Here is a 22,033-nt window from a genome sequence, read left to right as displayed (position 1 = left end):
TGTCGTCAGACCATCTGCGGTTCGAAGTCCCAGTACGGCCGGTTCCGGGAACGGGCCGACACGGTGTGGACGTGCTGTGCACCGAGCGTGGTCACCAGGTCGTCCAGGGCCTCCGTCTCGACCTTCTCCGCGCGCCGCCTGTCCCGGATTCCGCGCAGGTCCGCGGCGTGGGCGATGCGGGCGGAGAGCGTCAGCGGGTGAGTGCGCCCCAGGACCTCGATGGCGCGTGTGACCAGGGAGTCGGTCAGGGCCACGGCCCCTTCCACATCACCGATCAGGTTGCGCACGGCAGAGGCGTTGATGGCGCAGCCCAGCGCCCAGGGATGATTCTCGCCGACGGAGCGGCCCATGTCGGCGAGCGCTTCCTCCAGCAGGTGGTACGCCTGCTGACGCTCCCCGACGCTGCGGAGGATCAGGGCATGGTTGGCACGGGTGCCCGCCACGTACGGGTGCTCCTCGCCCAGCATGTCCACGTAGCCCTGGACTACCTTCTCGCTTATGGCCCTGGCCTGGTCGATGTCGCCGTGTTCCCGCGCGAAGAAGCTCTGGCTGGCGGCGAACATCATCGTGAGCGGGTCGCTCTCCCCCAGAGCGCGCTCGCATCGCTCAAGGACGCGGGTGAACAGACCGGCGGCTGCGGGGCGGTCACCGTTGCGGTAGTGGCACAGGGCGAGGTTGTGCTCGGCACGCAAGGTCTGCGGGTTGTCCGGCCCCAGGACCCGCCGGTGGACCTGGGCGCTCTGATTCTGGAGGGAGTACGCCTCGTTGTAACGGCCGAGAAGCCGCAGGTCGGTGGCGTAGTTGATCTCGGAGTACAGGGTCCATGCGTGGCGTTGGCGCAGGAGTTGACGACGGGCGTCGAGGGTACGTCCGTTCAGTTCCAGAGACTCGGTGTACCTGCCCAGCAGCCGCAGGGTCGTGGCCAGGTTGTTCTGGGCATTGAGGGTGCGCGAATCCTGGTCGCCCAGCAGGTCCTGGTAACCGGACAGCACCCAACTGGAGATCTCAAGCGCCTCGTCGTACCGCCCGAGGCCCCGCAGGTCGGCGGCCAGTCCGGTGGCGGCGCGCAGGTGTTCGAGATCCTGGGTGCCGCGTTCGGTCCGCAGGTGCTCGACCGCCGCGCGTTCGATGGCCTCCGTGGCCGCGTAGTCGCCGACGGATCTGAGCAGGTTGGCGTAGTGGTAGCTGAGATCCCAGATCCTCGGGTGGTCCTCGCCGAACAGCTCCCGCCAGGCGGCCATCGCGCGTTCGCCCAGCTTGATGCCGGCCCGGTACTCCCCCGACAGGTACATGTAGCGCAGGCAGTTGAGGACCAGCGTCTGCACCGCGGGGTCGGTGCTCTTCAGCACGTCGGCCCACTTGAGGTGCGGAGTGATCTCGGCGTACGCGGGCCACAGCCGGGTGTCGGTGGGGCGGCCGGGGTCCGCCGCCGCGAGTGCGCGCCGGACGACGTCGATGAACTCCTGGCGGTTCTCCTCCGACATGTCGTGCCCGATGATCTGGTGAACCATCCGGTGCATGTAGATGGATTCCCCGGAGGACGCCGCGTCGACGCCCGATTCATGGGACTCCAGCCGGACGACCGAGTACTGCCGGAGCTGGTTGATCGCCTTGTTCCACAGCAGGGGATCACTCATCAGCCCGGAGACCTGCTCCGGCAGATCCCCGGGCGGCATCTCCTTCAGGAGCCTTACGGGGATGGAGCCCGGCGCGAAGAAGCTGCACAGGCGCAGCAGGTCGACGGACTCGGGGACGGTGTCCCGGAGCTTGTTCAGCAGTATCGACCAGGCGGTCTGGAAGGCGAGCGGGAAGTCCGCGGAGACCTTCACGACGTCCTGGTCGATGCCGCCTTCGAGGAGTTCGATGTACTCCTCCACGGACAGGTCCGAGTCGTTGAGCCAGCCGGCCGTCTGGTCGAGCAGCAGCGGCAGGTCTTCGAGGGCCTCGGCGAGCTGGTCGGCCTCGGCCGGGGTCAGGCGCGGGGCGCGGCGGCGGATGAAGGCCACGGACTCGTCGCGCCGGTAGACGGGCACCTCGACCAGGTTGCTGTTGTGCTCGCTCCACTCCGGGTTGCGGGAGGTGATGAGCACGTGCCCCGGGCCGGTGGGCACCAGGTCCCAGATCTGGTCGGGTTCGTCGGCGCCGTCCAGGATCAGCAGCCAGTGGGAGTGCGGGTCGCCCCGGCGCAGCGAGTCGCGGACGGCTCGGAGCCGTTCGCCGTACTCGGGGCCGGTGGACAGGCCGAGTTCGGGGGCGAGTTCGGCGAGCTTCTGCCGGTAGAGTGCGCGCCGGTCGGCCTGCACCCACCACACCACGTCGTACTCGGAGCCGAAGCGGTAGACGTACTCCGCCGCCAGCTGCGTCTTGCCGACGCCCGACATGCCGTGCAGGGTCACGACCCCGGCGCCCGGTCCGGATTCCTGGAGCGCCCGGTAGGCATCGGTGAGCAACTGCTCGCGTCCGGTGAACCGGATGTTGCGGCGCGGTACCCCGCCCCAGACCTGCGGGGTGTCGGACGGGAATCGCGGGCCCGCCGGGGTGCCGTCGGGCAGCGGGTCGGTGGGCAGTCCCAGCCGGACGAGAAGCCGCCGCTCCGCCTCCTCGGCACCGACGTTGGTCAGGTCGGCCGCGCCGAAGGCCGAGGTGGCACCGGGGAGCGCCGACGTGGTGACGGACACGGCCGCGAACCGGTCCGGGTCGGACGCGACTTCGGAGCGCAGGGCGCGGTTCCACTCGTCGTGGCTACGAGGTCCGAGCTGGAAGTACCAGTCGCTGAGGACCACCAGGACGCGGCCGCGCGCGAGCGTCAGGTCCCGCAGCGACTCCTCCAGCGGGATCGAGACCGGCGGGTCCCACCGCTGCTGGACGACCTCCACACCACGCCGCTCCAGACGGTCCGCGATCCACGCCGCCCAGGCGCGGTTGAAACCGGCGAAACTGATCGTGACGGTGTTCGCCCCGGTTACTCCAACTGGCTTACGCGTTCCGGGCATTCAACCGTCTCCCCTGCCTCGATACGAGCCTTCTCAACATACCCCGGAGCGTGGTCGCTCCGACTGGAATCCGGGCGATGTTCACTGCCTTCGCGAGCCGTTCCTCTGCTGCCATATCACCTTGGCGGTGCCCACGTACGCCTGAGCGCGCGCGAGATGCCCCGAGGGAGGCGGAGAATCGTCCAGACGGTGGTAGACCTCGATCATCTCGTTGACCAGCGTCCGGCCTTCAGGAGTGAGCGCCGCCGAGCCGGCCAGCACGGGCAGTACGGCACCGATCTGTTCCCGGCAGCGCGCGTGCTCGGCCCAGGCCAGGTCCCGGTGCGTCACGCGCCGGGCGCTCAGCGCGAACCGCTGCCAGTAGTCGGCGAGCGCGAGGTGCGAATAGGCGCCCTGGAGCAGTCCGTCGAAGGGCCGGGGGTCGGGGCGCCAGGGCGCGAAGTGCCGGGGCGTCGCGTCCTCGTGGTGCAGGGGGACGAGGGCGGAGAGGGCGGCGAGCTTGGTGTGCTGGAGTTCGTGCACGAGCGTGGAGGCGAAGTACGCGGCGGTGGCGGGCTTGCTGCTGAGGACCGCGCCGAACGCCTCGCGCCGGGTGCCGCTGCAGTGCGCCGCGCTCCGGCCGGTGGGCCCGGAACCGGGCGGCGGCCCGAGCGGGACCATGCAGCGCAGCAGGACGGAAGCCTCGGTGAGCCGGTGCTCACCGCCCAGGCTCAGCAGCGGCTCGACCCCGGACCAGGACTCGATCCACGCCTTGCGCTCCCAGTCGTCGATCTGGGTGGATCCGCTCAGCCCGTGCTCCTGGAGCCCGCCGCCACGCGTCCGGTACGGGTCGAGGTCGTCCAGCGCCACGGGGCCCGCCCCGGGCACCACGGCGGGCAGCATGACCAGGGGCACCCAGCGGGGGTCCGCCGAGCTCGTGGTCCCGTCCTGCTGGACCCGGACGGTGAAGGGCGCGCCGTCGGCGGTCCGCACCGCCAGCTCACCCGCGCCGCAACGCAGTTCGACCGGCCCGGCGTCCACGCGTACGGCTCCCAGCGTGGGCAGCGACAGCAGTCCGTCACGCGGACCGAGCCGCACCCGGAACCCGACCCCCGCCCGCACCGCCGCCACCGCCGCCAGCGCGGTCAGGTGGGCCAGGTCGGCCAGGAGGTCCGGCCCGGCCGGGGCATCGGAGGTGAGTCCGCCCAGCAGCCGTTGTGCCCAGGGGCCGGCCAAGGGGTGGAACAGAACGCTCCGCACCGCCCCCCGGTCCGCGAGTTCGGCGGCTTCGAGGAGGGCCCAGTCCTCGCGCAGCCGGTCCAGCAGCGCGGGTGGGCACACCGTCGCGGGGGCGGCCTCCGCCGCGTCGAGCACCGCCCGCAGGAGGACGAGGCGGCGGGTGTCCTGGTCGCGGACGAGCAGGCCCAGCGACGCGGCGTCGCCCTCGGTGCGGCCGAGTTCGCGCAGGACGTGGTCGGGGACGGCAGAACTCATGGGGGGTCTCCGGCGGTTGCTTCGGCGAGCCGGTCCGCGATGTGGCGGATCAGCCGTTGGAGGTCGGCGCAGTAGACGGAGGGATTGAGGAAGCCGTTGTCTGCGCGGTAGCGGTGTGCGTAGTGGCCGCCCCCGCACACGGTCAGCAGCGGGCAGGCCCGGCAGGCGGCGGCGAGCGCGCCGGCCCCCGCCTGGCGGGCGGCCACGCCGGGGTGGCGCAGCGCCTCGTCGAAGGTGTGGTGGAAGACGTCGAGGCCGGTGTCGGCCGCGCCGTCGTACGCGGACTTGAGCGAGTCGACCTGCTCGATGGAGCCGTCCGTCTCGATCACGACGGCGTTGAGCGGGTCCAGGCCGAGGGATTCGGTCGCGGCTGGCAGCCCGAGGAGCAGCGCGCAGCACTCCTCGAACAGCCGGATCCGGGTCTCCCGCCGGGGCGCCCCCCACCAGCGGTCGAAGACGGTGCACAGCCAGTCGCCGTACGGGGTGGCCCGGCCGGGGCCGAGGCCGCCGGGAAGTTCCGCCAGGCCCGGCGGCGGGCTGGACCAGTTGCCGTGGGGCAGCAGGAGGTCCAGGGCCGGAGGGCGCAGGGCGAGCAGGGATTCGTACATGTCGACCGGGTCGGTGCGCGGGTCCACGACGGTGAGGATGCCCGCGTACGCGTCGGGGTGGTGGTCGGCCAGGAGCCGGGCGCCCCGGGAGGCGGCGGGCCAGGAGGGGCGGCCCGCATGGTCGGTGCGCAAGGTGTTGTGGGCGGCGAGGCCGCCGTCGAGGCTGATGCCGACGCGGATGCCGTGCCGGGCGAGGGTGGCGATGCCGGGGTTCGTGAGCAGCGTGGCGTTGGTCTGCACGGTGGTGCGTACGGAGCAGCCGGGCGGCACCCGCTCGCGCACCGCGTCGGCGAGCGCCGCCAGCCTGCCCGGTCCGGCGAGCAGGGGTTCGCCGCCGTGCAGGACGAGGGCGACGCCGCCGAGCCCGTGGGCGGCCGCGTGCTCGGCGATCCGGGCGGCGGTGCGGTCGAGGACGGCGGGCGACGCGGCGGAGGGGCGGTCGCGCCAGGTGCGGTCGGGGCCCTCGTACAGGTAGCAGTAGCGACAGGCCAGGTTGCAGCGGCCGTGCACCTTCACGATGAACTGCCCGAAGGGCACCGGGCCCACCCGGCTGCGCGCGCGGGTGTTCACGCGGGCCGCGGGCGCCGCGCCGCGCTCCCCCCGAAGCGTCGTCCGTCCAGCCAATCGAGCACCCCCGTGCTGTACGCCGGCCGGGACGGCGTCCGCCGCCGGCCCGGGGTGAGTGTCCCCGGTGCACGGCCGGGACAGGCCCGACCCGGGTCATGATGTCCTGATCGGGGCACACCCCCGGCCGAAACCGTGCGGTACGGCGGTCAGAAGGCGTTGGTGAACCCCCAGAGCATTTCCTTCGGCTGCTCCGCCCGCCCCCGCAGATCCGCCACCACCTCGGACAGCACCGGGTGGTCCATCGTCCGAAGGGTCGCCAGGTCCAGGCCCAGCAGGTCCGGCAGTTCCCCCGCGCCGGCCGCGCCCGTCCCGCCGTTCCGTGTCGACTCGCTCATCACGTCTCCCCGTCCCGAAGCACCGGGCCGGCGGGTGACCCGCTCGCCGTCGAGCGCGTCCCGCCGGTCCCGCATCCCTGATCCGTCCTGTCGCCTTCTGCCTTACGTGTGCGCCGGGGCCAGGGCCCGCTCGCCGTCGAGCGCGCCGCTGTCACCGCTCCAGCTCCGCCAGCCGCTCGGCGGTCGCTTCGCCCGCCGAGCCGCCGGTGTCCGGCAGTTTGCGCCACTCCTGGCGGGCTGCCCGGTACGCGTCGCGCGCGGCCCGGGGCCGGCCCGCCCTCTCGTACGTCATACCCCGCCAGTGGTTGGCTGTAGCGGCCAACTCCACGGCTTCCTGGAGATGTTGTGGACTCTCCTGCTCCGTTTGCGCCTCGCCGGCCGCGTCGGCGGCCGACCGGAACGCCTCCGCCGCCTCGTCGCGGCGGGCCGGGCGGTCGAGGACGCCGGCGGCCTGGAGGAGGGCCCGGCCCAGCTCCAGCCAGCAGCGGGCGGCGGTGAGCGGGGCGACCGCCTCCTCGGCCGCCAGCTTGAAGAGGTACTCGGCCTCCCGCAGGTCGACCCGGTCCGCCGTGGCGCGGTGGCGCAGCATCAGGGCGCGGCCCAGCATCAGCAGCCGCTCGGACTGCTGGGCGCCGCCGGCCGGCATCTCGGAGCGGCAGTCGCGCAGGACCCGGACCGCCGCGCCGATGTGGGCGCGGCCGTCCGGGAGTTCGGCGCGGCGCAGCAGCGTGGCGCCCCACTCGGCGAGCAGGTCGGTGTAGGCGCGGGAGTCGCGGGGGATGCCCCGGGCCGCGCGGGCGAACCACTCGGTGGCGGCGACGAGTTCGGCCGGGTCGCCGGTGTGTTCGTAGCGGGCGACCCGGACGCGGCCGGCCCGGGTCTGGAGCTGGGCGCGCTGCCGCTGGTCGCGTACGGTCTCCAGCGACTGGGCGGTGAGAGTGGCGGCCTCCTCCGGCTCGGCGCCCGAGGCGAGCAGCGCGTCGACCAGGTCCAGGACGATGCGGACTTCGGTGCCCATGGTCTGTCCGGTGCTCTGGGCGAACGCGGTGCGCAGGGACCGGGCCGACTGGCGGGCGTACTCGCGGGACTGTTCGCCGTCCTGGGTGGCGCGGGCCAGCTTCAGGAGGGTGCGGCCGTGCTGGAGGGGCAGGACGGCGGGGCGGTTCTCCTGGTCGGGCCAGGCGTCGGCGAACGCCTCCAGCATCCCGCAGGCGCTCTGCAGCAGGGCGGTGTCGCCGTCGAGCCGCCACTGCGCCTCCAGGGCCCGCACCCGTTCCAGGGTGAGGCGGAGGGCCTCGCCGGGTTCCAGGCCGGGGCTGGCGCAGGCCGCGGTGTATTCGCGGTCGGCGCGGCGCAGGAGCTCCAGCGCACCGCGCCGGTCACCGCGCCTGCGCCGGTCGTCGGCGGCCGCGTGCAGCACCTTGGCGAGCACCGCGCGTTCGCGTACGGCGCCGGGGCGGGCGGCGGCCCGTTCGGCGGCGCGTTCGGCCTCGTCGAGCAGGTCGGCGCCGCCTTGGACCTCCCACAGGCGCAGCACGCAGCGCGCGTACTCCGCCCAGAGTTCGGTGTCGTCGGCGGGGGCCGGGGTGTGCTCGGCGGCGCCCCTGAGCAGCTGTACGGCGTCGATCAGGCGCTGCACCATCTTGTCGGCCTCGAAGTGGCGCACGAGTTCCCGCGCGCGGCGCACGGCGAGGCCGGCGGCCTGGGGGTTTCCGGAAGTCTTGGGCTCCCGGGTGACGAATCGTGGGGGTACGGGCATGAATCGCTCCAGTACGCGTGCTGCGACTTCGGCAAAGGCATGGGGGACGCGCGGACCCCCGGGTCTCTCGTTCCCCCCGTTCCCCTCGTTCTCCTCACTGTCGTCGGCGTCCTCCGCGTCCCCGTCGGTCTCCCGGGACGCGGTGTCCGCGGCGGGGACGGGCCAAGGGGTGCCGTGCGCGGCGTCGCGTGTGGTGCCGTCGCCGAGCTGGGCGTAGGCCAGGGCCGGGAAGTTGGGGCCGCCCTTGCCGAACCGCTGCTCTATGTACTGCGAACAGTGCTTGAGCACGAGGAGAGCCTCGTCGCGGCCGAGGGGCCCGAGCAGTGCTTCCTGGACGTCGGGCTCGAAGGCGTACCACTGTCCGCGTCCGGTGCCGCCCCCGGTGCGCCTGAGGAGTCCGCTGAGCAGGACCTCGGCGAGTTCGGAGGGGCCGGAATGGGGCAGCATCGTGCGCTGGACGAGTTGCATGACGGGCAGGTAGAGGGGGGCCGCCGCGAGGTAGACGGCGAGCTGTCCGGCGGCCGGGGAGGCCGTCGAGCGGAACCGGCTGACCAGTTGCAGCGAGGACGGCCGGTCGCCCGGGCGGCGGGCGGGGGCCGCCGGCTGGTCGGCCCGGACCCAGCCGACCGCGCCCGGGACGGAGGCCGCCCCGGTGCCGGAGAGCAGCCGGGCCCACGCGGCGAGCGCGTCCGCGAGCGGCGGCAGCACGGGCACGGCGAGGGCGCCGGGGTGGGCGGGGCCCGTCCCGGCGTCGCCGGTGACCTTGAGGAGGGTCGCCCCGGCGGGGCCCTCGCCCCGGGTCAGCGAGCCGAAGGTGACCGGCAGCCGGGTCCGGTTCCACATGCGCTGCGGCAGCGGCTGGAGCACGGCGACCGGGGCGAGCCGGGCGAGCTGGTGCAGCAGCCGGTGGGCGTGTCCGGTGCGCCAGAGCGGGCCCGCGCAGTCGCTGACCACGACGGTCACCCGGCGTCCGGTGGGGTCGCTGAGCCGGTCCGCCGAGTGCAGTGGGGCGGCGGCCGGGTCGGGGCTCCGGCTGACCGTGCAGCCGCCGTCCGGGCCGGGGTGCAGGTAGCGCATCTGCACGTCCCGGAACGCGCCGATCCGGGCGAAGATCTGCTGGAGCTCCTCGAACAGCCGGTCCCAGACCAGCATCGAGGAGGAGGCGTCCATCACGCACTGCACGACGGCGTCGCCGCGCCGCACTCCCCGGAAGACCGGCATGACCATGCCCCCGGCGCGGGCGCTGCGTTCGGCGGTCGCCGTCTCGTCCAGGACCCGGCGCAGCGGTGCGGAGACCGGGCGGTAGCGCTGCAACGGGCGCAGGGCGCGCGTCAGTTCGAGGGGGGCGGGCAGCACGGGCGCGGCCGGCACGCCGAGGGGCAGCACGGCGGCGCGGGCGTCCGCGCCGGGCCGGATGTCCTCCGGGTCCGGTGGCGCGTCGGGGTCGCCGGGCCGGGTACGGCCGGGGAGGGGGTGCAGGGAGATCCGCTCGCCGTCCCCCGCTGCGGGTGTCTCCTCGTGCCGGGCACCCCGGTCCGGGTCCGGGGTGCGGACGTCCGGGGTGGTGGTGCTGCCGGGGCCGGGGCGCTCCTCGGAGGGGCGGTGGCCGGGGCGGCGCGCGGCGTCCGGGCCGGTCTCCTCGCCGGGCGCGGACGCGCCGCGGGTCCACCGGGCCAGCCAGAGGGCGTCGCAGAGCTGCTCGACGTCCGGGTCGAGCCCGGCGCCGCGCAGCCGCGCGACCAGCTCGGGCAGTAACCCGTCGTCGTGGAGCTCGGGCGCGCCGGGCCCGCCGCCGCCACCGTTCTCGTCCGCCGCACCGGACATCAGATCCTCACCTCGGCCGGTCGAGTCGCTGGATGAGCAGGTCGGCGAGCCGGTCGCGGCCCGCCGGTGACGCGGCGTGCGTGAGGTATATGGCGTTCAGCAGCTGGTCGGTGGCGAGGAGTTCGGTGCGGGACCGTTCCAGGAAGTGGGCGATCAGGTCGTCGCTGGCGCGGGCGGCCTCCTCGCCCAGGTGGGCCTTGACGAAGGAGGCGAGGCGCTTGTGGTCGGGGCGGCCGAGTTCCAGGTGGATGCAGCGGCGCATCAGCGGGGCCGGGAAGTCCCGCTCGCCGTTGCTCGTGAGCACGACGAAGGGGAAGGCCCGGCACTGCACCCGGCCCCCCTTGATCCGGACCTTGTTGCCGTCGTGGTCCAGCACGTCCGCCTCGCCGTCGGGCAGCCGGTCGGCGATCCGCTCCAGTTCGGGGATGGCGAACTCGCCTTCCTCCAGGACGTTCAGCAGGTCGTTCGGCAGGTCGATGTCGCTCTTGTCCAGCTCGTCGATGAGCAGGACGCGCGGCCGGTCCGAGGGCAGCAGCGCGGTGCCGAGCGGCCCGAGCCGGATGTAACTGCCCACGCTCTGTGCCGCGTCGTCCCCGGCCGCGCCGCCGGCCGCCGCGTGCGAGGCGATCTGGACGTCCTGGAGCCTGGCGATGGCGTCATAGTGGTAGAGGCCGTCCTGGAGCGTGGTGCGGCTGACCACGGGCCAGCGCAGCACCTTGCCGAGTTCGAGCTCCCGCGCCACGGAGTGGGCCAGGGTGCTCTTGCCCGCGCCCGGGTCCCCGGTGACGAGCAGCGGGCGCCGCAGGTAGAGCGCCGCGTTGATCATCTCCAGTTCCTCGGCGCCGGGCCGGTGCTCCTCGGCGACGCGCCCGGGGATGCCGAGCCTGCGGTCGGCGGACTCGCCACCGTCCGCCTCGCCGGGCCCGCGGCCTCCGGTGAAGTCGCGCCAGGGCGGCGGGGGCGGCAGCTGGGGCACCTCGTCGTGCGGTTCGCCGATGCCCCGGTAGATGAGCCACTCGCTCGGTTCGCTCATAGCGTGTCCCTCGTTGTCACTCGTCCGCCAGGGGCGGCCTGCGTCGGACGTGCCCTACCGTATCGATCCGGCTCAACACCCGTAAGAGGAAGCCCAGTTCGCTTACACGACTGATGCGTTGCGCGGTGGCTCACGGCGCCTCCAGGAAGTCGGAGCCCGGCATCGGACGGTGCGGATCGTCGTAGTAGAGGGCGGCGCCGGCGGACCAGTACATCTCCGTCCGCCCCGCGCTCACCCCTCGTCTCAGTTCATGGATCTTCCACGGCAGCCGGTCGTGGGTGCGGGTGTCCGACACCGCCTCGGCCACGCGCCGGTGGAATTCCTTGCAGACCGTGTCGCCCTCCGCCGTGCGCCGCTGGAACAGCGCCACGCCGAAGCCGCTGTCGAGCAGCCGCACCACCCCGGCCGTCACGTCGGGGTCCGGCAGGCTTCCGTAACGGCACAGGACGGGCACGGTCTCGTGGGCCAGGGTGCGCAGCCGCGCCGACTCCGGTACACGTACCCGCAATTCGTCCTCGCAGTCGACCACCTCGGCCCGGATCGCGGCCGCGAGACCCGCGTCCCACCGGACCGGCCGCTCGCCGGCGGCGCCCTGATACGGGCTGCGCAGCACCACCGGGCGTACGGCTCCGAGCCGCAGCCCGGACGGCGGCAGCACCCACTCGTCCACCGGGAGGCCGAAAAGCGCCGGCGCGACGACGACCTGGAGCATGGCGGGGCTGTCCGGTTCGTCGCACCGCCGGAACGCCTCGGTCAGCGCGGCGGCGAGCCGGTCCGGGACGGTGCCGAGCGGGACGCCCCGGCTGTCCTCGTCCACCGGCTCCGCCTCCCCGGCCCGGCGGTCCACGGCGACCCGCCAGTCGTACTGGTCGCGGGCCCAGCCCTGGAGGTCCACGTGGAGCACGACGCAGTCGCGTTCGCCGTACAGGACCGGGTCGCCCGCCGGGGCGCGGGCGGCCTGCTGGCGGTTCTGCTCCAGCCGCAGCCGGATCGCGGCCCACTCCACGTCGAGCTGCCGCCGCAGGTCGCGGGGCAGTTCGGTGTCGGCGATGCGCTTGACCCAGCCCCAGAGCGCCTTGGCGTTGCGCACGGAGAGCTGGCCGCAGGGCCGGTCGGCCGCGAGGACGCCCATGCAGTAGCGGACGATCAGTTCGAACCGGGCCTCGCGGTCGCGGGCGCGGGCGTCGTACAGCGCGCCGAGTCCGTCGCGCCAGCCGCGCGGGGCCGGGCGGTGGTCGCGGGCGTACACCCCGGGCAGCCGGTCGAGCAGCGTCAGCAGCGACCGGGTGCTCGCCGGGGGCGGCAGCTCGGCGAGCCGGCCGAGGAGCTCGGCGCGCAGCTTGGGGCCGAGGATGCCGCCGGGCGGGTCGGGCAGGTCGCTCTGGGCGTCGGTCCAGGTCCGCTCGGTCCCGGCGGAGCTGGTGTGCCGGTCGGCGTGGTAGCGGTCGTGGGCGTGGAAGACGGACTGGTATATGTCGTCGGTCTCGGTCTCGACGGGCCCGGCCGGCACCTCCAGGGTGCGCAGCCGCTCGACGCCGACGGCGGTGCCGCCCTGGTGGCCGTTGATCTGCGACTTGATGACGCCGACGACCTCGCCCCGGGCCAGGTCGACCAGCGGGCCGCCGGACATGCCGAGCTCCACCCAGTCGCCGTCGATCCTGACGACCTGCTCGGCGTCGCCCGATCCCCCGTACGAGCCCTTGACGACGCAGACACCGCTGCGGTTCCGGAGCCCGCCGCCCTGGACGGGCGCCCAGCCCACGCAGCGGACCTCGCGGCTGCGGAGCATCGCCTCGGACCGCTCGGTGACGTACACACAGGGGTGCTCGACGGGGCGCTGGAGCTGGATGAGCGCGAGGTCGGGGGCCGGCCAGCCGCCCGGGCCCGCGGGCCGGGTGCCGGGCAGGGCGGCGACGACCCGGCCCGGAACCTCGGTCAGTTCCGCGCTGTAGCGGTCCTCCTTGAACCACACGCCCACCACGCCCCCCTCCCCCCGCATCGCCACGTGCGCGCACGTGAGGACCCAGCTGGGTGCGACGAAGAAGCCGCTGCCCAGGAAGTCCCCTTCCGGCCCGTCCTGGGCATACCCGGACGGCGGGCGATGGATGCGTACGGTGGCGTCCTGGACGAGGTCCATGAGGGCAGCCTGGGCGGGGCCGAGGCCCCCCTCTGCGCCCCCCTGTTCCCCGAACGTCATGCCCCGCCGCCGTCGGTGTCGTCCGCACCCCCGGGGTGTGCCGGTGCGCCGGGGGGTGCCCCGGCAGGCGGGTATCCGGGAGGTGCGCCGGCGTCCGGGGGCGTGGCGGGGGGCGCGAAGGGAGGGGTCGTCTGCGCCGGTACGGGAGCGGGCGGGGGCGCGTCGATGGGCGGCCCGCCGCCGTTCCAGGTGAGCGTGACCGTGATGGCGCCCTTGGCCTCGCCGTCCGCGAGCAGCCCGACGATCCTGCCGGATTTGGCGGTCAGCTCGATGCCGAACTCGACGCTCACCTCGTCCGGCCGCACCGCGCGCAGCGGCACGGCGAGCGAGCGCGCGACCCCGGTCACCACGGAGTGCAGGCTCTCGACCCGGGCCTGCACCTGGTCCGCGATGTCCCCGAATCCGGTGTCCGTATAGCTCGGACCGCCGCCGGGCACCGGCCCGGTCAGCTCCTCGGCCCCGGAGATCCTGGCCCAGACCGGCGTGCCGTCCGGCAGCTCAATGCGCGTAATACGGGACCCACTGTCACCCATGACACCCCCCGTTTCGCCAACTACCCGCAGATTAACGGGCGTAGCAGCCCGGGGCGAGGCACTTCGGCCATGCCGCGTGCGCGTGGCGGCAAGGGCCCGCCACCCGGTGGCGGGCCCTCGGGTCATCCCTGGTTCCACCACCGGATGAGCCCGGTGACGACGGCCCCGCCGACCGCGGATGCCAGTGCCCGGGCCAGTCCATGGCCGGCGGTACGGGCGAGGGACCGCGACCCGCGGCGGCCCCCCGGGACGCCGCGCCCGGTGGACGCCCCCGCGCGGTGGAAGGCGCCGCACGACGCCTCCCGCCGCGCGGGAAGGATCGACGCCCCTTCCGGATCGCCCGTAGGCTCGGATGCGCAACCCATGGTTCTTTCCTTTCGTCGGGTGGAGCTGCTGGGCAAGGCACGCGGCCTCCTGTTCGCAGCAGGGGGCCGCAGCCGTTCTCGTATGCCTCGTCCCCTCCTTTCGGCATCGGAGTGCGACGCACTGTATCCACGCCGGAAAGCAGCGGTAAGGGAAACGATCGTGCGGCGGACGGAACGAAATCCGGCTTCGGACGCCGTGGTTCGTCGTAGAAGACGGACGTCCGGGGTCGTCGCAGAAGAAGGTCTGGGCGACATGCCGCCGGAACGGCACAGCACCGGCATACCCGGACCCGCACCGACGGACGCGCGCGTGGGCGGCCTGCACGAGGTCGTGGACACAGCACGCGCGGGAGCCGCGCCCCGCCCCACCACTAGACTTGGGCCATGTACTTCACCGACCGCGGGATCGAGGAGCTGGAGAAGCGGCGAGGCGAGGAAGAGGTCACCTTCGAGTGGCTCGCCGAGCAGCTTCGTACGTTCGTCGATCTGAATCCCGACTTCGAGGTGCCGGTCGAGCGCCTCGCGACCTGGCTGGCCCGTCTGGACGACGAGGACGAGGACGAGTAGGGCTACTCCCCGCCGGGGCGGCCTTCGCGTACGCGGTCGTACGCGAGTCCCAGCGCCCCGTGCGCCATCAGGAGCACCCCGGCGAAGGCCCAGCCGCCGCTGCGCCGGGCCGCTCCCCACAGGGCGAGCGGCAGTCCGGCCGCGAGCTGGGCGCCCGCGAGCGCCCGCGCCCGCGGGCCCCGCACCCACGGTCCGAGCCGGCTGCTGTCCACCGCGCCCAGGTCGACCCTGACCGCGTCGCGCCACCCGGGCCACTCGATGTGCTCGGCCCCCTCCCACGCCTCGCTCCCCTTCGCGCCCGGGGCGAGTCCGGCCGGGAGCGCGAGGCCGGTGCGGGTGAGCACGGCGAGCAGCCCGCGCAGCCGGGCCCGGGCGTCGGCGTCCGGGTCGGGGCGGGTGAGCGCTTCGAGCGACTGCACGTCCAGTACGGGGTCGAGCCCCAGCCGTTCGGCGAACGTGCGCATCGCCTCGTCCTCACCGGCCGGGGTGCCGTCCGCCAGCCAGACGTAGCCCACGGGGCGGCGGAACCCCGAGGCGAGCGTGTAGCCGGCCCGGTCGCCGTCCCACCACAGCGCGAGCACCGGCCAGGTGGAGCCGACGGCGAGCGCCGTGGCCCAGCCGCCCAGCACCCGGTCGACGGGCTCGGGCCGCTCGCCCTCGCCGGACCGGGCCGGGCGGCCGCCCTGCCAGGGCTCCCCCTCCGGTACGAGCGCGCTCCAGCCCGGTCCGGCCGGCGCGAGCAGCAGCGGTTCGCGCAGCAGCTGCGCGACCGGGCGCACGGCGTCCGGCACGGTCCGGCACAGCAGCAGGGCACCCACGGGTGAGGTCGCGTCCATGCCTCACACCGTAGGCCACCTTGTGCCGTTTCGTGGCGTTTTGTGCGCCCTGACCCTGCCCTCCTCGACCCCTTTCCTTGACTTCCCGAAGCCGCGATATATCGTGTTCTTCAAGAGACGCGATATGTTGCGTCGTCAGTGCTATCGGGAGGTCAGATCCATGCCTGTCTCGACGTGGGCCGTCGCCGAGCCTCGGAAACTGGCCTTCGAGGAACCCGTGACCGCGCTGAAGGTGCGCATCGTCAACGGCACGGTCAACGTGGTCGGCACCGACGAGCCGACCGCACGCCTGGAGGTCTCCGCCATCGACGGTCCGCCGCTGGTCGTGACGCAGGAGGACGGCGTCCTGACCGTGGCGTACGAGGACCTGGCCTGGCAGAACCTGCTGAAGTGGCTCGACCGGAAGGAGTGGCGCCGCACCGCGGTCGTCTCGCTCGCGGTCCCGGCCGGCTCCTCGGTGGAGGTCGGCGTGGTCGGCGCCGGGGCCTTCGTGTCCGGTATCCGGGGCCGTACGGAGGTGCGCGGCGTCACCGGTGACACCGCACTCGTCAAGCTCTCCGGGCCGGTCGGCGCGGAGACCGTGTCGGGAAGCGTCGAGGCCCAGTCCGTCACCGGCGACCTGCACTTCAAGTCGGTCTCCGGCGAGCTGACGGTGGTCGAGGGCGCGGGTGCCTCCGTGAAGGCGGAGTCGGTCAGCGGCGGCATGGTGCTCGACCTGGACCCGACCGGGAAGCCCACGGACGTCCGGCTGACCACGGTCTCCGGCGAGATCGCCATCCGGCTGCCGCACCCGGCCGACGCGCGGGTGGAGGCGAACACCGCGAGCGGTTCGGTCTCCAACGGCTTCGAGGACCTGCGGGTCAGCGGCCAGTGGGGCGCGAAGAAGATCACCGGCACGCTGGGCTCCGGCACCGGCACCCTCAGGGCGACGACCGTATCGGGGTCGATCGCGCTCCTGCGCCGCCCGCCGGCCGAGGAGGAACCGTACGAGTCGGCGCCGGCCGGAAAGGTGTTCTGACATGCCCCCCGTTTTCGCCCACGGCCGACTGCGGCTGTACCTCCTCAAGCTGCTGGACGAGGCTCCCCGGCACGGCTACGAGGTGATCCGTCTGCTGGAGGAGCGCTTCCAGGGCCTGTACGCCCCCTCGGCCGGCACGGTCTACCCCCGGCTGGCCAAACTGGAGGCCGAGGGCCTGGTCACGCACGCCACCGAGGGCGGCCGCAAGGTCTACTCGATCACCGACGCCGGCCGCGCCGAACTGGCCGACCGCACCGGGGAGCTCGCCGACCTGGAGCTGGAGATCCGTGAGTCCGTCTCGGAACTCGCCGCCGAGATGCGTGACGACGTGCGCGGGGCGGCGGGCAAGCTGCGCAGCGAGATGCGGGCGGCGGCCGACGAGTCGCGCCACACTCCGGGCGCCGCTCCGGGCGGCAAGGAGCCGTTCGGCGGGTTCGGGGACCTGGGCGACTTCACCGATCTGCGCGACGGGGAGGCGTGGCGCTCCGCGAAGGAGGAGCTGCGCAAGGCCAGGCAGGAGTGGAAGGAGCAGGCCCGCCGCGCGAAGGACGAGTCCCGGCGCGCCCGCCAGGACGCCCAGCAGGCCCGCCGCCAGGCGAAGGAGGCCCAGGACCGGGCGCGCGAGCAGATGCAGAACGCCGCCCGCCAGGTCCAGGAGCACTTCGCCCGGGGCGACTGGCCGGCCGGGGTCCGCGAGGGCCTGGCCGAGATCACCGGCCAGCTCGGCGGCTTCGCCCGTACGGGGAGCTGGGGGCCGTCCATCAAGCCGGACGCCGCCGGGACCGACCCCGAGTGGGGCCGGGAGACGGGGGGCACGGGTGACCCGGCCCGCGATCTGGACCGGCTGCTCGACCGCTTCCGCGACGAGATCCGTGACGCGGCGCGGGACCACGGAGTGACGGAGGCCCAGCTCACGCAGGTCCGCGGCCACTTGGCGACGGCGGCGGCGCATGTGGGTGCGGTGCTGCGGGGGGACGGGGTGAAGTAGACGCGGGCCGGGGTGCGGACTGCCCGCACTCCGGCCCCGTACGTCAGCCCGCCCTGCGGTCCTGGCCCGCGCCGCCGTTCCCGTAGAGCGCGCGCTCCACGCTGCCGTACGTCGCCCCGTGCTCGGCGAGCACGTCGGCGACCGGGCCGGGCATGGCGGTCAGGGCCAGCAGCAGGTGTTCCCCGCCGATGAACCGGTCGCCGCGCCCGAGGGCGACGCGCAGCGACTTCTCCAGGATCTTCTTGCCCTCCCGGGAGAAGGACGGGCCGTTCGACCACCGCCGCCGGCCTCCCCGGTCGCCCCGCAGGGCCCCTTCGCCGTGCGCCTCCTCGATGCGCGAGACGACGGCGGTGAGGTCGATGCCGATGTCCGCGAGGGCGTCGGCGTCGGCCCTGCTCATGCCGCCGCGCCTGCGGGCCTCGGCGAGCGCGGCGTCCACGGACTCCCTGCGGTCCGTGAGGCCGAGCGCGGTGATCGCGAAGGAGGCCCGGCCGCCGTCCTGGTCCAGCAGGGCGAGCAGCAGATGTTCCCCGGTGACCCGGCCGGCCCCGGCGCGCTCGGCGTGCTGCACGGCGCCGGTCACCGCGGCGCGGGCGTCCTTGGTGAATCGCTCGAACATCAATGCCTCCCGTACTTCTTGTGCACGGCCTGCCTGCTGACGCCCAGTTCGGCCGCGATCTCCTGCCACGACCAGCCCTTGGCCCGGGCGCTTCTCACTTGTACGGCTTCCAGCTGCTCCAGCAGCCGCCGCAGCGCGGCGACCGACCGCAGCCCCACCCGGGGGTCGCGGTCGCCCGCCCGCTCGGCGAGATCCGTTGCTTCGGTCATGATGTCAACTTACGTTGACACTCCGCCCATGTCAACCGTTGTTGACAGTGAGCACGATCTTCCCGAACTGGTCGCCCGCCGCGAGACGTTCGAAGCCCTCCCGGGCACGGTCCAGGGGCAGCACCTCGTCGATCACGGGGCGCACGCCGGTGGTGGCGCAGAAGGCGAGCAGGTCCTCCAGTTCGTCCTTGGAGCCCATGGTCGAGCCGACGACCTTCAGCTCCAGGAAGAAGATCCGGGTCAGCTCGGCGTGCGAGGGGCGGTCGCCGCTGGTGGCGCCGGAGATGACCAGGGTGCCGCCGGGGCGCAGCGACTTGACGGAGTGGGACCAGGTGGCGGCACCGACCGTCTCGATGACGGCGTCCACCCGGTGCGGCAGCCGCGCGCCCGCCTCGAACGCCTCGACGGCGCCCAGCTCGACGGCCCGCCTGCGCCTGGCCTCGTCGCGGCTGGTGGCGTAGACCCGCAGCCCGGCGGCCCGGCCGAGCACGATCGCGGCGGTCGCGACCCCGCCGCCGGCGCCCTGCACGAGCACGGAGTCCCCGGGGCGCACCCCGGCGTTGGTGAAGAGCATCCGGTACGCGGTCAGCCAGGCGGTCGGCAGGCAGGCGGCCTGCTCGAAGCTCAGCTCCCTGGGCTTCGGCAGCACGTTGTACGTGGGAACGGTGACCCGCTCCGCGAAGGTGCCCTGGTAGCGCTCGGTGAGGATGGACCGGGGCTCGTCGGGCCCGACCCCGTGCCCGGTCTGGCCGATGACGGAGTGCAGGACGACCTCGTTGCCGTCCTGGTCGATCCCGGCGGCGTCGCACCCGAGGATCATCGGCAGCTTGTCCTCCGCGAGGCCGACGCCGCGCAGGGACCAGAGGTCGTGGTGGTTGAGGGAGGCGGCCCGGACGTCGACGGTGGTCCACCCGGGACGGTCCTGCGGGGCTGGGCGGTCGCCCAGTTCCAGACCGTTGAGGGGGTGGGCGGGGTCCAGGCTGGCTGCGTAGGCGGCGAACATGCCGCCGACGATAGGGGGCGCCGTACTGACGCGTAACCGGCTGAGAGTGTGACGCGCCGCGCACCGGGGCGCCCGCGGCAGGCCCTGTCCCCTACCCGCCCCTACCCGAAACCGGGGCGCTGCCCCGGGCCCCGCTCCTCAAGCGCCGGAGGGGCTTGGTTTCGCGCAGGGGTGGGTTTCGGGGCTCTGCCCCGGACCCCGCGCCTCAAACGCCGGCGAAGCTGGTTTTTGCCCCTCGCCGCCGCACATCTGCGGCGACAGGAGCGACGATCAAGCCTCTCCGGCGATTGAGGAACGGGGGTACGGGGGCAGTGCCCCCGCAACGCCTCAGCGCCGGGCCACGCCCTCCGCCCGGGCCGCCGCCGCCACGGCCGCCGTGACCGCCGGAGCGACCCGCTCGTCGAACGGTGAGGGGATCACGTAATCCGCCGCCAGCTCATCGCCGACCACGTCGGCCAGCGCGTTGGCCGCCGCGATCTTCATGCCCTCCGTGATCCGGGACGCCCGCACCTGGAGCGCCCCGGCGAAGATCCCCGGGAACGCCAGCACGTTGTTGATCTGGTTCGGGTAGTCCGACCGGCCCGTCGCCACGACGGACGCGTACTTGTGGGCGACGTCCGGGTGGACCTCCGGGTTCGGGTTGGCCATCGCGAAGACGAAGGCGCCCGGTGCCATCGAGGCGACGGCCGCCTCCGGCACCGTACCGCCGGAGACCCCGATGAAGACGTCCGCGCCGGCGAGCGCCACCTCCAGGGGGCCCGAGATGCCCGCCCGGTTGGTGAGCTCCGCCAGCTCCCGCTTGACGTCGGTCAGGTCCTCGCGGTCCCGGCTGACGATGCCCTTGCGGTCCGCGACGGCCACGTCGCCGAGGCCCGCCTCCAGCAGGAACTTGGCGATGGCCACGCCCGCCGCGCCCGCGCCCGAGATGACGGCGCGCAGCTCGCCCAGGCCGCGCCCGGACAGCTTCGCGGCGTTGCGCAGGGCGGCCAGCGTGACGACGGCCGTGCCGTGCTGGTCGTCGTGGAAGACCGGGATGTCCAGCCGCTCCTGGAGCTTGCGCTCGATCTCGAAGCAGCGCGGCGCCGAGATGTCCTCCAGGTTCACCCCGCCGAAGGAGGGGGCGAGCCGGACGACGGTCTCCACGATCTCGTCCGCGTCGGTGGTCGCGAGCGCGATCGGCACCGCGTCCACCCCGCCGAACTGCTTGAAGAGGATGGCCTTGCCCTCCATCACGGGGAGGGACGCCTCGGGACCGATGTCGCCGAGGCCGAGCACCGCCGTGCCGTCCGTGACGACGGCGACGACCTGCGACTTCCAGGTGTAGTCGTGGACGAGCTCAGGCTGCTCCGCGATCGCGCTGCACACCTTCGCCACGCCCGGCGTGTACGCGAGGGACAGGTCGTCCCGGTCCCGGATCGGGACGGTTGACTGGACGGCCATCTTCCCGCCCCGGTGGAGCGCGAAGGCCGGATCGAACGGCTCGTCGGTGGTGCTGTCGGTACTGCTGTCGCTGCGAGGATTGACGATCTCCGCTGCCATGGTGTTGACCCCTTAAGTCTTCATCGTTTGAGGGTGGCCACTCCTGGTTGAGGAGGGGTGGGCGGACCCGCGTACGCGCCCTGCGCCTGGCGGTTGGCCCGCCCCGGCAGGGGGTGTTACGTACGCGCGGGCGCGCCGCACACGCGCCCTGAGCCCCGGATGAGGGGTGTAAAGGTCTTTCTTACCGGACGGACCTGGTCACGGACGAGTCCATATGCGCTCCGTGACATGACTCATAGTGGGCTGCCATTTCAACAGGTCAGCCTTGTGCCGGAGCAGAGTCCGGCACGCGAGACGCGCCGCAGATCCTCCGGTCGCGAGAAGCAAACCCCATAAAAGGTCCGGCCTTGGTGTACCGGCCTCAAGAGGTTCGGGGATCGCCCGTTACCCGATTTTGACATGCCGGGCCCCCTGTTCGGGCTAATCCGCATGGCAACATGCCGTAATCACACAAGGCGGCGACACTCGACGCCGTGTGCCATTACCGCCTGGCGAACCGTCCCCACCTGCCGGAGGAATTCGAACATGACCGCACGCTCCACCCGTCGTACGGCCGCGACGACCCGCATCGCCGCGGTCGGCGCCATCGCGGTCGCCGGCACCATGCTGCTGACCGCCTGTGGCGACCAGACGAAGAACAACGACTCCGGGTCGACCAAGGCGAGCACCGGCACGGCCTCCCCCGCCGACCTGCTCCCCGCGGACATCAAGTCCAAGGGCGTCATCCGCGTCGGCTCCGACATCGCCTACCCGCCGGTCGAGTTCAAGGACAAGTCCGGCAAGACCGCGGGTATCGACCCCGACCTCGGCGCCGCGCTCGGCAAGGTGCTGGGCGTCGAGTTCAAGTTCGAGAACGGCACCTTCGACACCCTCGTCACCGGCCTGCGCGCCAAGCGGTACGACATCGCGATGTCGGCGATGACGGACAGCAAGGAGCGCCAGGAGGGCATCGACCCGGAGACGAAGAAGAAGGTCGGCGAGGGCGTCGACTTCGTCGACTACTTCACCGCCGGTGTCTCGATCTACACCAAGAAGGGCGACGACCAGGGGATCAAGACCTGGGCCGACCTCTGCGGCAAGAAGATCGCCGTCCAGCGCAACACCGTCTCGCACGACCTGGCCAAGGACGAGTCCAAGAAGTGCGCCGGCGGGAAGAAGATCGCCATCGAGGCGTACGACACCGACCTGGAGGCCCAGACCCGCATCCGTTCGGGCGGCGCCGACGCCGGCTCGTCCGACTTCCCGGTCACCGCGTACGCGGTGAAGATTTCGGGCGGCGGCAAGGACTTCCAGATCGTCGGTGACCAGGTCGAGGCGGCCCCGTACGGCATCGCGATCGCCAAGGGCAACGACAAGCTCACCCAGGCCATCAAGGCGGCCATGGACGAGATCATCAAGAGCGGCGAGTACGACAAGATCATCGCCAAGTGGGGCGTCGAGGCCGGTGCGGTCACCGAGGCCAAGGTGAACGGCGGGTCCTGACCCGATCCGGCACTGAAAGGCATCA

General features: G+C 73.2%; 17 protein-coding genes. 4 read left to right on the top strand and 13 right to left on the bottom strand.

The genetic code is table 11. The features are described 5' to 3' along the window. Positions 1-5: 5 nt before the first annotated feature. The 8 genes from fxsT to ABZ565_RS02260 form a co-directional block, all read right to left on the bottom strand. Positions 6-2,993, bottom strand: coding sequence for an FxSxx-COOH system tetratricopeptide repeat protein (fxsT, locus tag ABZ565_RS02295; RefSeq protein WP_361019448.1), 2,988 nt, complete (start codon positions 2,991-2,993; stop codon positions 6-8). 81 nt (positions 2,994-3,074) lie between these two features. Next, a complete protein-coding gene (locus tag ABZ565_RS02290) occupies positions 3,075-4,466 on the bottom strand; it encodes an HEXXH motif-containing putative peptide modification protein (RefSeq protein WP_361019445.1) in 1,392 nt (463 codons plus the stop codon). Next, positions 4,463-5,644 carry an FxsB family cyclophane-forming radical SAM/SPASM peptide maturase gene (locus ABZ565_RS02285; protein ID WP_361019442.1) on the bottom strand — a complete coding sequence of 394 codons (1,182 nt, stop codon included), beginning with the start codon at positions 5,642-5,644 and terminating at the stop codon, positions 4,463-4,465. Before ABZ565_RS02285 ends, ABZ565_RS02290 begins: the two co-directional genes overlap by 4 nt. A 203-nt stretch (positions 5,645-5,847) precedes the next feature. After that, the gene (gene fxsA / locus ABZ565_RS02280; protein WP_361019439.1) at positions 5,848-6,036 is read right to left on the bottom strand and encodes an FxSxx-COOH cyclophane-containing RiPP peptide; all 189 of its coding nucleotides are present in this window, start codon (positions 6,034-6,036) and stop codon (positions 5,848-5,850) included. Between the two features lie 151 nt (positions 6,037-6,187). Next, positions 6,188-9,619 (bottom strand): SAV_2336 N-terminal domain-related protein, encoded by a 3,432-nt coding sequence (locus ABZ565_RS02275; protein WP_361019436.1) that lies wholly within the window; start codon positions 9,617-9,619, stop codon positions 6,188-6,190. Between the two features lie 7 nt (positions 9,620-9,626). Further along, complete coding sequence (locus ABZ565_RS02270) at positions 9,627-10,652, bottom strand: MoxR family ATPase (RefSeq protein ID WP_361019433.1); 1,026 nt, start codon at positions 10,650-10,652, stop codon at positions 9,627-9,629. Between the two features lie 130 nt (positions 10,653-10,782). Further along, positions 10,783-12,789, bottom strand: coding sequence for a trypsin-like peptidase domain-containing protein (locus ABZ565_RS02265; RefSeq protein WP_361019430.1), 2,007 nt, complete (start codon positions 12,787-12,789; stop codon positions 10,783-10,785). A gap of 56 nt (positions 12,790-12,845) precedes the next feature. Next, positions 12,846-13,382, bottom strand: coding sequence for a CU044_2847 family protein (locus ABZ565_RS02260; RefSeq protein ID WP_361019427.1), 537 nt, complete (start codon positions 13,380-13,382; stop codon positions 12,846-12,848). 749 nt (positions 13,383-14,131) lie between these two features. Here ABZ565_RS02260 and ABZ565_RS02255 point away from each other — a divergent pair. Then, on the top strand, positions 14,132-14,314 hold the full coding sequence (locus ABZ565_RS02255; RefSeq protein WP_003961784.1) for a DUF6104 family protein: 183 nt from the start codon (positions 14,132-14,134) through the stop codon (positions 14,312-14,314). 2 nt (positions 14,315-14,316) lie between these two features. On the opposite strand, the gene ABZ565_RS02250 is transcribed toward ABZ565_RS02255, so the two are convergent. Next, entirely contained in the window at positions 14,317-15,150 is an 834-nt protein-coding gene (locus ABZ565_RS02250; protein WP_361019425.1) for a hypothetical protein, read from the bottom strand. Positions 15,151-15,310: 160 nt separating this feature from the next. On the opposite strand from ABZ565_RS02250, the gene ABZ565_RS02245 reads away from it, so the two are divergent. After that, complete coding sequence (locus tag ABZ565_RS02245) at positions 15,311-16,168, top strand: hypothetical protein (protein ID WP_361019422.1); 858 nt, start codon at positions 15,311-15,313, stop codon at positions 16,166-16,168. Between the two features lies 1 nt (position 16,169). Beyond that, positions 16,170-17,156 (top strand): helix-turn-helix transcriptional regulator, encoded by a 987-nt coding sequence (locus tag ABZ565_RS02240; protein WP_361019419.1) that lies wholly within the window; start codon positions 16,170-16,172, stop codon positions 17,154-17,156. 43 nt (positions 17,157-17,199) lie between these two features. On the opposite strand, the gene ABZ565_RS02235 is transcribed toward ABZ565_RS02240, so the two are convergent. The 4 genes from ABZ565_RS02235 to ABZ565_RS02220 all read right to left on the bottom strand — a co-directional run bounded on the left by ABZ565_RS02235 (position 17,200) and on the right by ABZ565_RS02220 (position 20,526). Further along, positions 17,200-17,775 (bottom strand): Clp protease N-terminal domain-containing protein, encoded by a 576-nt coding sequence (locus ABZ565_RS02235; protein ID WP_361019416.1) that lies wholly within the window; start codon positions 17,773-17,775, stop codon positions 17,200-17,202. Continuing rightward, entirely contained in the window at positions 17,775-17,984 is a 210-nt protein-coding gene (locus tag ABZ565_RS02230; RefSeq protein ID WP_018102716.1) for a helix-turn-helix domain-containing protein, read from the bottom strand. Before ABZ565_RS02230 ends, ABZ565_RS02235 begins: the two co-directional genes overlap by 1 nt. 31 nt (positions 17,985-18,015) lie before the next feature. Then, positions 18,016-18,987, bottom strand: a complete 972-nt coding sequence (locus ABZ565_RS02225; protein ID WP_361019413.1) for a zinc-binding dehydrogenase — start codon at positions 18,985-18,987, stop codon at positions 18,016-18,018. A 327-nt stretch (positions 18,988-19,314) separates the two neighbouring features. Next, a complete protein-coding gene (locus tag ABZ565_RS02220; RefSeq protein ID WP_361019410.1) occupies positions 19,315-20,526 on the bottom strand; it encodes an NADP-dependent malic enzyme in 1,212 nt (403 codons plus the stop codon). 525 nt (positions 20,527-21,051) lie between these two features. Between ABZ565_RS02220 and ABZ565_RS02215 the strand changes: the two genes are divergently transcribed. Further along, positions 21,052-22,008: an ABC transporter substrate-binding protein gene (locus ABZ565_RS02215; RefSeq protein ID WP_361019407.1), complete on the top strand. Its 957-nt coding sequence runs from the start codon at positions 21,052-21,054 to the stop codon at positions 22,006-22,008. The last annotated feature ends 25 nt before the right edge of the window (positions 22,009-22,033 follow it).

This window comes from Streptomyces sp. NPDC016469 (assembly GCF_040632905.1).
In the GTDB taxonomy this organism is placed as follows: domain Bacteria; phylum Actinomycetota; class Actinomycetes; order Streptomycetales; family Streptomycetaceae; genus Streptomyces.
This window is presented reverse-complemented; position numbering and strand designations above follow the sequence as displayed.